The sequence below is a fragment of the Cognataquiflexum aquatile genome (genome assembly GCF_003316845.1).
Taxonomy (GTDB): Bacteria; Bacteroidota; Bacteroidia; order Cytophagales; family Cyclobacteriaceae; genus Cognataquiflexum; species Cognataquiflexum aquatile.
Genome location: NZ_QMIK01000001.1, coordinates 676556 through 692547 on the forward strand (window position 1 = coordinate 676556; position 15992 = coordinate 692547).

Below are 15992 nucleotides of genomic sequence, written 5' to 3' on the forward strand. Positions count from 1 at the left end.
TCTTAATGAAAATTAGCATAGTTAATTATGGATACGGAAATTTTAGAACTTATTGGAGGATTTTCAATTGCGGTTTTTTTTGCATTTGGTTTTATTAAATATTTTTCAAAAAAATTATTTGAGGATTATTTACAAAAAAGTATTGAAAATCATAAAAGTAACCTTGAGAAAATAAACATCTCCCATCAAATTCAATTTGCTTCTCTTCACAAAGAAAGAGCCATTGTTATTCGTGAACTCTACCAAAAACTTTTTGACTACAAATTAGTAGTTATTCAATTTTTCAATATGAACTTAGACCCAAAAAATGAAAAACTAGATTTAGAAATCCGAATTAATGAATGGACAATCACAGCTCCTGAATTCAGTACATACTTCCACAAAAATAGAATCTATTTTAGTAAAGAACTTTGTGAAATTATTGACAATTTAATTAATCAATTAGATGTTATAAATAAAGAAACTCAAACTTTTTTGGGTTCATTTAAACTATTAGAAGAACAAATAATAGCAATTAAATCAAAAGACAAAAGATTTAGTGGATTAAGAGACAAAGTAAATATTTACTTAATAAGAGATTTAGAAAAATTATCTTACGAACTTGAGCAAGAATTTAGAAAAATTTTAGGTGTAATTTAAACTTACTTTAATCCCTAAGCTCTAAAAACATCCACTGCCAAATATAATTAGCAAATTGACAAGGTAAAAAATGCAAACAAATGAAAAAATCAATTGAAATATTTTTACTTGTTATGTGTTTGATAATTCTTTTTTGGTCATTAAAAAGATCTTTTGATATACCTTATATAATTCATCATTTTTCAAAATCAAGGTGGGAAACCAATGCTATTTTTTTAATATTTTTAGGTATAATTAATTCAACATCTGTAATTCTGTTTATTATTCTTAATAATTCAAAAATAGGCTATTTAAATGTGGTTCATAAAGAAAAAATGACTGTAGCAAGCCTAAGTAATGAAAAACAAATTCTTGAACTAATGCTTAGGAAAAAAATTCTTGTTTCTAAAATTCGTAAACTAAGAACAAATGAAAATTCTTAAAATAATCATAGTAATAACCTCTGTCCTTGGCTTATACTTTATTCAAGACCAAATATTTGCAGGTTCGATGTGGAATTTAAGCAGACTTGAAGTATTTGCAGGTTTTATTATAATAGGATTGTATTTGTTTTATTTATACTTAATATATATCTACAATAAAAAATTCGGAAATTCTTTTTTAAAAAAAATTAATGAATTGCAAAAGGAAATTGAGGTTTTAGAAAAAAAGTTGGAAATCATAAAGTTGAGAATTGAAATTAAAAAGGAGCAAAATGACTGAATTAAAGGGGTTGAATTTATAATTTCGCCCCTTTTATTTTTTTCCAATTTGTAATTGGCTACCATCCTCAATAAGAAAGGTGCTCCCCTCTGGGTTTAGTTAAACATTTGATGCTAGACTGGGTGGAATTTGTAATTCCACCCTTTTATTTTTCCCAATTTGTAATTGGATATCAAACCTACTGTTCTTTGTTCCATCAAAAAAAGAATTACAAATTTAAAATGATAGGAAGGCGTAATTAAAAATTACGCCTAGCGCAAACTCCAATTTTAACCATATTCTCCTTACCACAGCTGTTTTATAGGAGGAGTATTCTGAGGAAGAGGATTCTGGATTTCAAGTCGGGGAGTGGGATTTGAAATTCCGCCCTTTTATTTTTTCTATCCAAATAGCAACAGGGATGCAATAGGATTCCAAGCCTGTCTCGCATTCTTTCATTTTGAAATAAGGAATTACATTCCGAAAATTGTATGGCATCAAAAAGAAGAAAGGGAATACGAAATTGTCTTATACGACTGAAAAAAACCGTGAATCATTCCTTTCCAAATTGAAGTTAAACTTCTGATTTTTAAGAACTTATCTATTTTCTTGTAGCTGTCAAAATAAATAAACCTATGAGATACCTTTTTTCAATAGTGCTCTTTCTTCTCCCATTGGCTATCACGGCCCAGGTAGAATTCAGAGGAAGAGTATTGGACATTGCGAGTAAGAAGGGAGTTCCTTCTGCTTCAGTATTTCTGACCGGGACAACTTTAGGGGCCAGTACAGATGAGCAAGGCTACTTTTCCATGGAGATTCCAGAAGGCAGCTATGAAGTATTGTTTAATGTGTTGGGTTATCAGCCCAACATCATCAAGCTTTCCACACCCGACATGCAAAAGGACCCCTATGAGATTTTTCTTACTCCGTCATATGTAGAATTAGGCTCTCTCAAAATAGAAGAGGAAAGGGACCCTATTTGGTATAAAAACCTGGCAATTTTCAAACAATACTTTCTGGGAACATCCAAAAATGCCAAAGCATCAAAGATATTAAATCAAATCATCCTGCGCCTGGATTCTGATTCGGAACCTCAAACGCTTAAAGTCTCTGCCCCTGACTTCCTTCAGATCAAAAACTTGAATTTGGGCTACAGGGTAGAATACCTACTTGAAGAGTTTACCTATTCACAAAGAAGCAAATCATTCTACTTCAGTGGGTATCCACAGTTTATTGCCGACACTACGTTGACAAAATCCAAAGCCAAACGGATCGCAACCAATAGAAGAAAAGCCTATTTAGGTTCCCTTCAGCACCTGATCCGGAGTTTGTACGAGGGGACTACAGCTGAGGAAGGATTTGAGTTTAGGACAGTGGTCCGAACCGATAACCCCGGAAGGCCATCGCAAAGCCAAATCGATGCTGCCAAGGATTTGAATGCCTTGAGCGCAAATTCCTCAGAACAGGATTCGCTCAATAAAAATTTTATTCGAAAGGAGCGCCTAAACCCACACCTTGACAGGCTTATCGATGAAATTGTTCCGGATAGCGACCTGGTACGTGTAGATGAAAAAGGTCGTAAGTACCTTGTTTTTGACAACCTGCTCCATGTTACCTACACCAAGGAATTAGAGTCCATAGAATATTTACAACAATTCTCCACAAAAAAACCAGGGAACCAACAATCAATTCTTTTACTGAACAACATGGAAGTGGAGATTTTCAAAAACGGGACTTATGGAAACAGGTCAGGGGTGTTTTTGGAAGGATATATGGGCTGGGAAAAAATAGGTGAACTCATGCCTCTGGACTACAAATTAGATAAATAGACATGTCAAAATTTGCCTGTTTGGGTAGTAATCCATTTGATACTTGCACTGATTATTACCTAACCTTCTGACATATAAGTTCCGAGAGATTATGTTTTTAGCAAATCTTGAGGGCATTTTGGAATATAATCAAGGCTTTTTTCTGCAAGCCAAACATGGTTTCTAACCACTCTTGTAAGTGCAAAGCAGATCAGAAATAAATAAGTGTAAAATTGACAGTTTTTTGTATCTTTCTCTAAGAACAGAAAAACCCCTAGTAGCCTTTTGCCCTCTAGGATTTATTAATCCATGACAAATAACCTATTAACCATATTCTCCACCATGACCTACGTCCCTAAATTCTTTACCCTTCAGGCCTTTATGGTCTGTTTCCTTGTCTTTGCTTCTGCTGCCTTGGCACAGGACGGGACGATCTACCCGCTCGAAGCACCCGCAGAACCGCGGGCCATCCTACTTGGCACAGGTGGTGTCGAAAACCAACCCGCACCTGAGACATGGTTCCGACAGTGGGGCGATCCCATGGCGCGGAATATCTCCACAGCCACCCTCACACCTTTCCTCCCTGAACCGGGAAAAGCAAACGGTGCTGCAGTAATCGTTGCGCCGGGAGGAGGTTTCAGTTGGCTGTCGATGGGCAATGAAGGTTGGGAAGTCGCAGAGGCACTTGCGAAGCAGGGAATCGCGGCTTTCGTTCTCAAGTACCGCCTCAATCCCACTCCGGAGTCTTTGGAGGATTTTTCGGCGTGGATGAACCGCCCCAGGACAGCACCACCTGCCCCTGCTTCAGGTTCTACTCAACCTGCCACACCCCCCCGTCCACCACAGAGAGACTTATCCAACCAACTTGAAGATGCCGAGGCTGCTTACGCCATGATTGTGGCGCGTGCTAAGGAATGGGGCGTCGATACCGATAGGATTGGAATGATCGGTTTCTCGGCAGGTGCCGGGCTGACGATGCATTCTACCCTGCATTCCAAGACCATGAAGCTTGCCTTTATCGGACCGATTTATGGCGGGATGGGACCTGTGGAAGTTCCTAAGAATGCTCCGCCGATGTTCAATGTGATCGCGACGGATGATTTTCTGTTTCAGGGGCAGTTTGGGGTGATCGAATCCTGGCACAAGGCAGGTATTCCTGTGGAATTCCACCTCTACCAAAATGGCGGACACGGTTTCGGTCTCGGCAATCCAAACCGGACGAGTAACCGTTGGTTTGATGCCTTTATCCATTGGCTTGATGTCAATAAGTTCCTAGCAGGAAAGTAAAGGGTATGGGTTGGTAGATCCTCTCACTTTGAAATTTGGAAAGATAATTCGGTATCCCTCAAATTCTGGGAGGTCTTGGAATATCTTTAAATCCAAAGATTGTATTTTGTGCATTTAAAAATTTTGACCCAGTCTAGAAATAGGCTTGATCAAATTTTATACTTTTTTAATTCTTGTTTAAATTCCGAATTGCTCTAAATTACTGTCTTTGAAAAAACTGCTATATTGAAGGCAAAACCATTAGATATTAACTATCTTTGATAGTATGAGAACAGTAAATTTTAGAGTACCGGACACCGTTGATCTGGACGATAAAGAAATAGCAATGATCGTCGCTTCTTCACTTTATGAAAAAGGAAAACTTTCTTTGGGACAAGCTGCGGAATTGGCAGGTCTTACTAAGCGGACATTTGCAGAACTCTTAGGTAAACACGATGTCTCAATTTTCAATTACCCACCTACTGATTTGACAAGAGACGTCAAAAATGCATAAAGTAATTATTTCAGATACAAGCTGTTTGATTATTCTCACAAAAATAGGAGAACTTGATTTATTGCGCCAACTCTACAAAATAGTAACCATCACACAAACCATTTTTTTGGAATTCGGTGATGAATTGCCGCATTGGATTGAAATTGAAAATGCAAGTGACAATTATCGACAGCAATTGCTTGAACTGCAGGTTGACGCAGGAGAAGCTAGTGCTATTGCATTGGCATTGGAAATGGCTGATTCAATCCTGATTCTTGATGATTGGAAAGGGAGAAAGGTGGCAGAACGATTGGGTCTATCAGTAACTGGAACTCTCGGTGTGATAGTTAAAGCCAAGAATTCGGGATTAATTCCCTCTATTAAGCCAATCTTGGATAAAATGAGAGAAACAAATTTCAGGATTTCTGAAGAATTGGAACAAAGTGCACTGCTAGAAGCAAATGAAAATTAAAAAGATAGCTCCGAAGTGGGAGAAGTAATATTTACCCTAGGCAAGGTGCTATATTTCAACTCATCCTTAATCCAATCTTTATGTATATCAGCCCATGTTAAACCCGCAAATTCTGTTTATTTTTATATGGTATGCTTTAAAGATTTTTTGAAGATCCACCACATGCACTAACCCAAATTGCCTTGATATGAAAAGATCGGCTTTAATCCTTGTTTTGGTTCTTGTTTTTACAAATTGTATCGACAGAAAACCGACTTTTGAGGCTCCGATTCTTAATAACATCGGAGACTATCAGGTCAAAGTGACCACGAATTCTGAGTATGCCCAACTTTTTTTTAATCAGGGAGTAATCATGGCCAATGGCTTTAATCATGCCGAAGCGGAGCGCTCATTTCGGGAATCAATCAGGCAGGATTCCACATTTGCTATGGGTTATTGGGGTATTGCTTATGTGCTTGGCCCCAATTACAATTCCGGAGGGCAAAACATGGGCACCATCAATGACATCAGGACTGCTGTTGAAAATGCCGTAAAATTTAGCGCCGATGCTTCCCCTTGGGAGCAAGCTGTGATCAAAGCACTGAAGATAAAATTCCCATCGGATTCCTTGGTCACTGATGACGAAGGATACGCTGTTTCGATGAAAGCTGCGTTCAACGAATTTAAGGAGGACGATTTTGTGGCAACCTTGTATGCTGAATCCATCATGAACCTACATGCATGGGATTTTTATGATAGAAAAGGAAAAGAACCCCGCCCTTGGACTCCCGAATTGCTTGAAGTATTGGAGAAAGCCATTACCCTCAATCCAAACAATCCTTTAGCCAACCACCTTTATATCCATGCAACTGAAGCAGGACCCGATGTTGATAAAGCTTTGGCAAGTGCCGAAAGATTGAAGACTTTGGTACCATCAGCAGGGCATTTGGTACATATGCCTTCTCACATTTATATCAATACCGGAGATTATCATGAAGGTTCTATAGCCAATGAACAAGCGGTCATTGCCGACAGTATCTACATAGCAGAATGTCAATCGCAAGGCGTTTATCCCCAATTGTATTACCCACACAATTACCATTTCCTGGCAGCAACGGCGACATTTGAAGGGAGAGGATCGAAATCCATCGAGGCGGCTTTCAAGACAGCAGCGATTCTGGATGAAAAGTATTTTCATGAATCAGGATTTGAAACGGTTTTGCACTACCTAACCATTCCCTTGCATGTACTTGTGAAGTTTGAACAATGGGAAAAAATACTTGTGAGTCCAAAACCTAATGAAGACCTAGCATATCCCAAAGCCATTTGGCACTATGCAAGGGGAATGGCCTATGCCAACTTAGGCAAACCAAATGAAGCCCGGTCCGAACTTGATGCTCTGAATCAATTGACTGCATCTGAAGATGTCAAAAGAATCATCATTTGGGCAATTAATCCTGCAGAACAGGTTTGTATGATAGGCTCGAAGGTTTTGGAAGCAGAAATACTCACCAACTCCGGTGAGTATGTAGCAGCAATTCCCCTTTTGAAACAAGCTGTTGAATTGGAAGATGGCTTAAATTATAATGAACCTCCTGATTGGTTTTTTTCTGTGAGACATCTTTTGGGAGATGCCCTCATGAACAACAAGGATTATGTAGCCGCTGAGGAAGTTTGCAGGGAAGATTTGCGCTATTGGCGGAAAAATGGTTTCGCACTCAATGGCCTCTATGAAAGCCTGAAAGGGCAAAACAAACTTGAGGAAGCCGAGGACATCAAGAGACAATTTGATCTAGCATGGAAATATGCTGATTCGGAATTGAAATACTCCCGCATTGACAAGAATAAAAGGAAGGATCTGGTTTTGAAAATTGACGAGAATTCTCCCAATACCTTGATCTATCTGGCAAATTCCTTCTGCTTTACAAGGTAAATTTGTCTTGACTTATAGGAGTAAGCGGGAATCTGACCACTAGTTTGTCCTCACTGATATATTTGGACCGACTTCTCGTTTTGGTCATTTTTTTTGCAAAACCACCTGACTTCTGTATTTCCAAGGAGGTTATTCTTGTGATTACCTTAATTGAATATTTTTCTGAGGTCGCTTTGACTTTACATTTATGATAATTTTTCATTCCATCTCCCTCCTTATTTTAATTTATCTTTACCAAAAGCTGTACTTTTCTCACCTTATTTCAAAAAATAAATTTATGTTTGGAGTATGCTGAATTGTCCCCAAATTCATTTGAAACCATCTATATCAAAATATCTATACTTTCCGGTATATGTCTTCATAATCTTCTATTTCAGCACTTTAGATTCCTATGCCCAAATACCACATGTAGATGCAGGCATGTTTAAGGAAGGTTTGCTAGAATTAAAATTCAAAGACGGTTGGCGGTACCAACCCGGAGACAATCCCGAATGGGCCAATCCTGATTTTGATGACAGCAATTGGTACAAGATAGATCCTCTGGACTTAAAAGCTTACCAAATGCCGGACAGCCTGTGGTCCGGGTATGGATGGTGGAGGATCACTTTTACTTCAGACCCAAAAACCATCGAAGCCATCGAAAGGCTCTATTTTTATTCTTGGGGAGCAGCGGAAATCTATCTTGACGGGGAGCTTGTGGGGACTTACGGGAATTTCTCGAAAGACCCCCAACAGGAAAAAACCTATACTCCCGACTACGCAGGTGACAGGTCATTGAAAATCACACCACAGGAATTCCACACCTTGGCCGTCAGATTTTCAAACCATCAGGCAAAAAGAAACCATCAGATCTATCGGTTTTTTTCAGAAAACTTAGGTTTTAACATCGGTTTTTCGGCTGAAGTCCGCGCACAATATTCTGACTTTCGCTATGCAAATAGCTTTGCCACGCTCTCGGTTATCGTAGTGGTGCTGTCCATCTTATTGCTTTTGCATGTGCTGCTGTATGTCAAATTCAGAAGAGAGGAACCTTACCTGGTGATTACACTCATCACTTTTTTCTTTTTATGTGCAGCCATTTGCGCCCATATTCTTCTGTTTGTCGATCTAAACGGCTTCTCCAATCCGATTTTCAGCAGTATTTTAAATTCCACCTCTTTTGGTTTGGGATATAGCCTATTGCCATATTCCCTAAGTACCCTATTTAGAATACAAAAATTCAAATGGACCAAGCATTTGGTTTGGTTGGCGCTATTTAGAACCGTCAATTACTTTGTCCATGTATTCAATTTTATTCTTTTTGATGCTACCATTATCCTTGCAGTCATTATCCTGATGGTGGTTATCATGAGGATAGCCATCAAAGAAAAAAATAAAGGGGCAATATATGTCACGTTTGGGGCCATAGGCACTTCTGTTTTCTTATTGGTCAATAGGATGATTGTCGCTGATATCATTTCGCTGAGCACTTCACTTTATTATCTTGACCTGATATTGCTGTATATCAGTTACCCATTGGGCATTTACATTTACATCACCAATCAATATGGCAGGCTTTTTCTTGCGATGGAGCAGGAAGTGCAAGATCGGACCCACCAACTCAATGCCATGATTGCCAACCTGACCCAAACCCAAAAGGAGCTTTCTTCAAAAAATGATGAAAATGTCCTGTTGCTGAAGGAAATCCATCACCGTGTCAAAAATAACCTCGAAGTCGTATCAGGTCTGTTGGCATTACAGTTTGCCAAAATCGAGGACCCCAACATGCAGGAAGTCATGTTGTCAAGTCAAAACAGGGTAAAGTCCATGGGTATTTTGCATCAGAAGCTTTATCAAAGTGAGCATTTGGCATTTATTGAAATGAAAAATTACTTTGAAAACCTCTGCGAGAATATTTTGGACTCCTACAATGAAACCGACAGGATCAAAGTAAATATCGAAATGAGTGAGCTTGAACTGGACGTGGATACTGCAGTGCCTTTGGGACTGATAGTCAATGAGCTTCTCACCAATTCCTTGAAATATGCTTTTCCTAAAGGTAAAAAAGGAAACATTGAGTTGAGTTTGAAAAATTTGACAAAAGACAATTTCCAGCTAAAAATCAGTGATGACGGAGTGGGTAAACCTTTGGATGCAAAAGCTATCGGCACCGGCTTTGGGACACAGTTGGTGGATTTGCTTACCCGACAGATAGATGGGAAATTGATACAGGATGTCAGTAACGGAACCATGATTTTGATCAATTTTGAGAGGCAGGTAACGGCCAAGGTTTAAATTGTTGGATGGTTCATTATTGGAATTCAGGAATTCCTTCAACTTGATCAAATATTTTTAGTATAGCCCCGAAGCGGGCGAAACAACCATAGCCATGGGTAAGGTGCTTACTGCATTTCATTCTTTCTCTAATCCTCATGCACTGTAACTCATATTTGAATTGGAAAAATTAGGCATTTCACGCTCAGAGAAATAGCCCCGAAGTGGGCGAAATAGAAGTAGCCATGGGTAAGGTACTGCACAAAATTTCATACTCACTCTTATCTTGATGTACCGCAGCCCATGGTATAGATTCGGATGAGTTAGGCATTTCGGTCACGAATCCCTTTAGATGGAGAATTTCAAATACCGAAATGGTTGGGAAAATCTTATTGTTTTTTTTCTACAATCCTTGTGATTAATTGACTCGCGTTTATTTCTTGTGTCACTTTTTGTCATGATACAAAAAGTAACCAATCCCGATAATTATCGGGACTAGCGAAATAATCCTCCTCCACACGGACCCCCGCCGGCCCGGAATTTCGCTTCCTCCCCACTGGTGTTTCATTATTGAGTTTATCAAAAGTATAAGATTCTACAACCTGAACACTGAATGGATTAAAGCCCCGTAGTGGGCGAAATATGAGTAGCCATGGGTAAGGTTATAAACTAAATTTAATTGTCAATCAAATCTTCATGCACCGGAGCCCATGGTATAGATTCGGATTAGTTGGGTATTTCGGTCACGAATCCCTTTAGATAGAGAATTTCAAATACCGAAATGTTTGGAGAGAATCCATTGGTTACCTTTTTTAATTGAATGAACTGCGAATTTGGATTGGAAACCATTTTTAATCCCCCTACCCCTCACCTTCACCAATTCCTCTGCACCCTCCGTGACCTTTATGGTAAATCCATCAAAACCACCTAATTGCCACTTCAAACCTTCCCTTTTTCTCCCTTGATGCAAATCATGGTTTTGGCTGATTTATGTCAGGTTTTTATCTAGTTTAACTAGATACTTTTAACACATTACTAGGATCAAATGCCCACCAAAAATACCCTGTCATGAACAACCTGAAATCCCAAACCATCCTCGAGGAAGCTGACGAAATGCTCCAAACTGCCAAAGAGGAACTCTGCAGACCCGAAGAAGATGTAGTACACTATATGGTATGTAAGCATGCCTATAAGGCAATCACAAAATTTATGGCAGGATATCTCATCAGCCAAGGACAGGCTGTCTCCCATTCAAGTTCGATCTCTGACTTATTGGACAAATGCCGCAATATCAACCCTACTTTTCAGAAACTCAACCTTGACCCGCTTTTGCGCCAAGGCAACCCTGAGGACTTGTGGATGAATACCCATACCGCAAAGGAGTTCATTGAACTTGCTTCCAAAACAAGAAACATGGTCGGCTTCGGCTGATCAGAAAAAATCGGGAATATTCCTTTAAGGATGATTCATCCTTGTGGTCTCCTCCTGATTTGATTTTTTTTCCTCCTCAAACCAATATCCTTATGCATTTCAATCTGTTGAAAAAACCATCTACTGTCATGGAAAATAAAAAAAACAACTTCAAATACCCAGGAACCAGGGTAGCGATGGATGGAAACACCGTTGCCATCATGTGTGAAAGGGAATCTTCCGATGCCGCAGGAGCCTACCCCATCACACCTTCTACCCAGATGGGTGAATATTGGGCAGAAGAGGCTGCAAAAGGCCATCTGAACATATCGGATAGGCCTCTGATTTTTATAGAGCCTGAAGGCGAACATGCCGCTGCGGCTGTTACCGCCGGCCTTTCCATGACTGGTTTGCGTTCGGCCAATTTCTCTTCCGGACAGGGTATCGCCTACATGCACGAATCACTCTATGCCGCTGTCGGCAAAAGACTCACCTACGTGCTCAATATCGGTGCCCGTGCAATGACCAAATCCACCCTCAACGTCCACGCAGGCCATGATGATTACCATGCCATCGACGATACAGGGTTTTTTCAACTGTTTGCCAAAAAAGCACAGCACGTCGCTGACCTTAATATCATTTCGCACAAAATCGCTGAGCTTGCCCTGAACCCCGGGGTTATTGCTCAAGATGGATTTCTTACCACCCACCTTATCGAGTCTCTGATGCTTCCTGAAAGGGAACTGATCAAAGAATTCCTCGGACGGCCTGATGACATCATCCCCACTCCCACTCCGGCCCAAAGGATGATTTATGGCGATACGCGTCGTAGAATCCCCGAAGTATGGGATGTGGACAATCCCATGATGGCAGGCATCGTCCAAAATCAGGATTCCTACATGCAGAGTGTCGCGGCACAGAGGCCATTTTTCTTTGACCATATCAAGGATATTACCGATCAGGCTTTTGAAGATTATTATGCCCTCACCGGCAGAAAGTATGAAAGGGTCATGACGTACAGGGCAGAAGATGCCGAATACCTGATCCTCGGACAAGGCAGTGTCGTCTCGAGTGCCGAAGCAGTGGTGGATTATTTGAGAAGAACACGGGGACTGAGAGTCGGGGTCGTTGACTTGGTGATGTTCAGGCCTTTCCCGGCGGATCTTTTGGGAAAAGTCCTGAAAGGAAAAAAAGGCGTGACGATTTTGGAAAGATTGGACCAACCGCTTTCTGAGGATTCCCCGATCATGCGGGAAGTCCGCTCCGTCATCACCAAATGCATCGAAAACGGCAACCACAAAAAAGACCTTCCCTATCCTGAACTTCCCTCTTACACTGCCGGCGAAATGCCCGCTTTGTACACAGGCTCTTTTGGTATGGGCAGCCGTGACCTTCAGCCTGAAGGCATCATCGGCGCAATAGAGAATATGTTGCCGGATGGCAAACACAAAAAGAGGTTTTACCTCTCCATTGACTTTATCAGGGAAAATGCCTTTACCCCAAAACAAAGGGAACATCAGGAAAATATACAGGAAGCCTATCCCCATGTCAAGGAACTCGCTGTCCATGGTTCTGAGAATCCAAACCTGATGCCCAAGGACGCGATCACCGTCAGGTTCCACTCTGTCGGCGGTTGGGGTGCGATCACGACAGGTAAAAACCTGGCCATGACGCTTTTTGACCTGCTTGGCTATGACATCAAAGCCAATCCAAAATATGGCTCTGAAAAGAAAGGGCAGCCGACCACCTACTACTTGGCGGCAGCTCCTGAGCCGATCACCATCAACTGCGAATATTACTTTGTCGATGTGGTGCTTTCTCCTGATCCCAATGTGTTCAAGCATACCAATGCCTTGGCAGGATTGAAAAACGGAGGTGCATTTATCATCCAAAGCGAAAGAAAGACTGCTGATGAAGTGTGGGCGGACGTTCCTAAACATTACCAAAAAACCATCATAGACAATGATATCCATGTATTCTATGTAGATGGATTCAAGATTGCAAGGGAAGAAGCCACCGACCCCGAACTCCAACTCAGGATGCAGGGGATTGCTTTCCAAGGGGCTTTCTTTGCAGCATCTCCGCTGATGAAAAAATCAGGGCTGACAGATGTCGCCCTGCTCAAAGCCATCGAAGACCAACTGCAACACAAATTCGGTGGCAAAGGTCAGCGTGTGGTAGATGACAACATGCGCGTCGTCAGAAGAGGATTTGACGAAGTCCATGAGATCAAAAACAAGGTGCTAGGAGTGCAGACCGAAAAATCCAACGGTCAACTTATTCCTGTCATCCCGACTATGCTCAAAGACGCGCCAAAAAGCCAATCCAACCTTACCGATATCCACCGGTTTTGGGAACAGACCGGAAGTTTCTACCAAAGCGGTCGAGGAAATGACAACCTCACAGATCCATTTATCGGTCTTAGTGTCATCCCGGCTGCCACATCTGTATTCAGAGACATGACAGGTATCCGGTTCGAACATCCCGAATGGATCGCCGACAACTGTACTGCCTGTGGCAATTGCTACACCATATGTCCCGATACTGCCATTCCAGGATTGGTCAGTGAACTCTCAGATGTGCTAGATACTGTTTTGAAAAGGGTAAAAAGAAACCATGACAAACTGGAGTTTCTACCCAAAACTGTGAAGCAGATTGAACCAAAAATCAGGGCACTTTTCAATGAAGACCACAAAGGCGTCACTGTCAACATGCTCATCAACGAAGCCATAGACCAGGTTTTGGAAACTGAGAAAAAGGATTCTCTTCTGAGAGTTGAACTAGGATGGTTCAGGGAAGAATTGGGAGATTTTCAATTTGCCCTAACCCGACCTTATTATGACCTCCACGAAAAAAAGCAACCAAACAGCGGCGGTTTGTTCAGCATCACCATCAATCCCAACACCTGCAAAGGCTGTATGGAATGCGTGAAAGTCTGTAACGACGATGCTCTCAAAGTGGTCAAGCAAACAGACGATTCCATTGCAAGATTGAGAGAAGAATGGAGCGTATGGTCCGACCTTCCCAATACGCCAAAGAAATATAACCGCATCGACGATCTCGAAGAGAAAATCGGTCCACTTGAAACCATCCTCCTTGACAAAAATGCTTACCAGAGTTTTGCGAGTGGTGACGGGGCATGTTTGGGTTGCTCGGAGAAATCAGTCGTCCACCTCTTTATGGCTACTGTCGAATCCCTGATGCTTCCCCGTGTTGAAAAACATGTGTCTTATCTTGAAGGCTTGATAGACAAACTGGAAAAGCATATCCAAAGCAGGCTAATGAAATCCATGAACCTCATGGATACTGACCTGATGTCCAAAATCGTCTCAGAAACCCATGGCACTGACCTGACCATCTCAGGCATTGCAAGCAGGATGGAATCAGAAAGGGGAACAGACCCTATCGATCCGGATTGGTTGACAAACACTACCAATATCCTTTCAGGACTGAAAAGCCTTCTCTGGAGATACACTGGAGGAACCACCGGAAAAGGCCGATCCAGCATGGGTATGACCAATTCGACAGGCTGTACCTCGGTATGGGGAAGTACTTATCCCTACAATCCATATCCATTCCCTTGGGCAAACCACTTGTTCCAAGACAGTACCTCCTTGGCGATGGGGATCTTTGAAGGCCATATGGCAAAGATGTCAGATGGCTTCAAACTGATCCGAAAAGCCGAAATGGAGCTCAAAGGAAATTACAATCCCAAAGAACAAAGAGATTTCTTCACCTACTTCAATTGGGAGCAATTCACAGACGAAGAATGGAAATTGTGTCCTCCGGTAGTAGCCTTGGGCGGTGACGGTGCGATGTATGATATCGGATTCCAAAACCTATCCAGGATGATGGCTTCCGGCAAACCTATCAAAGTCATCGTGGTCGATACCCAAGTGTACTCCAATACCGGTGGACAGGCCTGTACCTCAGGATTTATCGGGCAGGTTTCTGACATGGCGCAATATGGTAAAGTCTGGAAAGGCAAGTCCGAACCGAGAAAAGAAATCGGCCTCATCGCCATGGCGCATAGAAATACCTATGTGATGCAGGGAACTTTGGCCAATACAAGCCACATGATCGAAGGATTTATCGAAGGTTTGCTGACCAAGCGTCCGGCACTGTTCAACCTCTACACTACCTGCCAACCCGAACATGGCGTGGCCGATGACCTCGGTGCACATCAGGCGAAGTTGGCGATGGAATCAAGGGCCTACCCGATTTTCAGATACAATCCTGACAAAGGAAAAACACCTCAGGAAGCATTCGACTTGGATGGAAACCCTGCCATGGATCAATTGTGGCCAACCTATGAGTTGAAATACATCGAAGGTGGCAGGCCAAAAACCATGACCGTGGCCATGACTTTTGCAGATTTTGCGATCACCGAGGCAAGGTTCAGGAAGCATTTCCGAAAAGCCCCAAGAGACACTTGGAATGAAAACATGATCGTCTTGTCCGAATTCCTCGAAATGGACAAGAGTGCCCGAGAAGGAAAATTCCCTTATATCTGGGCTGTTGACCAAAAGCAACTGCTCAGCCGAGTTTTGGTAGCCAAACCGATGGTAGAATCCTGCGAAGAGCGCCGTGATTTTTGGATCATGCTTAGGGCCATTGCCGGAGTTTCCGATACCAAAGAACTTCCTAAAGAAGATGTGGAAAGCAAAGTCCGCGCTGAAGTAGTCAGCAGGATTGCAAGAGGCTTGATGAAAATGGCCGGAGATGACGGCGCAGGTATCATGGACTTGGTACAGGAAGAACCAAAGGCAAATGTCAATGGCGCTCCAAAAGCTGCTGCCACAGGTGACGCTATGGCACCTTGGATCGAAACTGAACTTTGCACTTCCTGCGATGAATGCACCAAGCTCAATCCAAACATATTCGCCTACAACAACGACAAGAAAGCCTTTATCAAAAATCCAGAAGGCGGAAGCTACATGGACCTGGTCAAAGCTGCTGAAAAATGCACTGCAGGTGTAATCCATCCGGGATTGCCTGCTGACAGGAATTTTGCCGATGCTGAAAAATGGGTCAAAAGGGGAGAAAAATTCAACTGAT

General features: G+C 41.9%; 11 protein-coding genes. All 11 read left to right on the top strand.

Going from position 1 to position 15992, the window contains the following annotated elements; all coding sequences use genetic code 11:
* Window positions 1-27 precede the first annotated feature (27 nt).
* The 11 genes from DQW11_RS02755 to DQW11_RS02810 all read left to right on the top strand — a co-directional run bounded on the left by DQW11_RS02755 (window position 28) and on the right by DQW11_RS02810 (window position 15991).
* A complete protein-coding gene (locus DQW11_RS02755) occupies window positions 28-639 on the top strand; it encodes a hypothetical protein (protein ID WP_113922469.1) in 612 nt (203 codons plus the stop codon).
* An 80-nt stretch (window positions 640-719) separates the two neighbouring features.
* A complete protein-coding gene (locus tag DQW11_RS02760; protein WP_113922470.1) occupies window positions 720-1061 on the top strand; it encodes a hypothetical protein in 342 nt (113 codons plus the stop codon).
* The gene (locus DQW11_RS02765; protein WP_113922471.1) at window positions 1048-1341 is read left to right on the top strand and encodes a hypothetical protein; all 294 of its coding nucleotides are present in this window, start codon (window positions 1048-1050) and stop codon (window positions 1339-1341) included. Before DQW11_RS02760 ends, DQW11_RS02765 begins: the two co-directional genes overlap by 14 nt.
* 614 nt (window positions 1342-1955) lie before the next feature.
* Entirely contained in the window at window positions 1956-3149 is a 1194-nt protein-coding gene (locus DQW11_RS02770; protein WP_113922472.1) for a carboxypeptidase-like regulatory domain-containing protein, read from the top strand.
* 360 nt (window positions 3150-3509) lie between these two features.
* The gene (locus tag DQW11_RS02775; protein WP_232826690.1) at window positions 3510-4415 is read left to right on the top strand and encodes an alpha/beta hydrolase; all 906 of its coding nucleotides are present in this window, start codon (window positions 3510-3512) and stop codon (window positions 4413-4415) included.
* 265 nt (window positions 4416-4680) lie between these two features.
* On the top strand, window positions 4681-4908 hold the full coding sequence (locus DQW11_RS02780) for a UPF0175 family protein (RefSeq protein ID WP_113922473.1): 228 nt from the start codon (window positions 4681-4683) through the stop codon (window positions 4906-4908).
* Entirely contained in the window at window positions 4901-5359 is a 459-nt protein-coding gene (locus tag DQW11_RS02785; protein ID WP_113922474.1) for a DUF3368 domain-containing protein, read from the top strand. Before DQW11_RS02780 ends, DQW11_RS02785 begins: the two co-directional genes overlap by 8 nt.
* Before the next feature lie 187 nt (window positions 5360-5546).
* The gene (locus DQW11_RS02790; protein ID WP_113922475.1) at window positions 5547-7271 is read left to right on the top strand and encodes a tetratricopeptide repeat protein; all 1725 of its coding nucleotides are present in this window, start codon (window positions 5547-5549) and stop codon (window positions 7269-7271) included.
* A 312-nt stretch (window positions 7272-7583) separates the two neighbouring features.
* Window positions 7584-9545, top strand: a complete 1962-nt coding sequence (locus DQW11_RS02800) for a sensor histidine kinase (RefSeq protein WP_198669832.1) — start codon at window positions 7584-7586, stop codon at window positions 9543-9545.
* 1047 nt (window positions 9546-10592) lie between these two features.
* Window positions 10593-10955, top strand: coding sequence for a HEPN domain-containing protein (locus DQW11_RS02805; protein ID WP_113922477.1), 363 nt, complete (start codon window positions 10593-10595; stop codon window positions 10953-10955).
* A 92-nt stretch (window positions 10956-11047) separates the two neighbouring features.
* On the top strand, window positions 11048-15991 hold the full coding sequence (locus tag DQW11_RS02810) for a 2-oxoacid:acceptor oxidoreductase family protein (protein ID WP_232826660.1): 4944 nt from the start codon (window positions 11048-11050) through the stop codon (window positions 15989-15991).
* The last annotated feature ends 1 nt before the right edge of the window (window position 15992 follow it).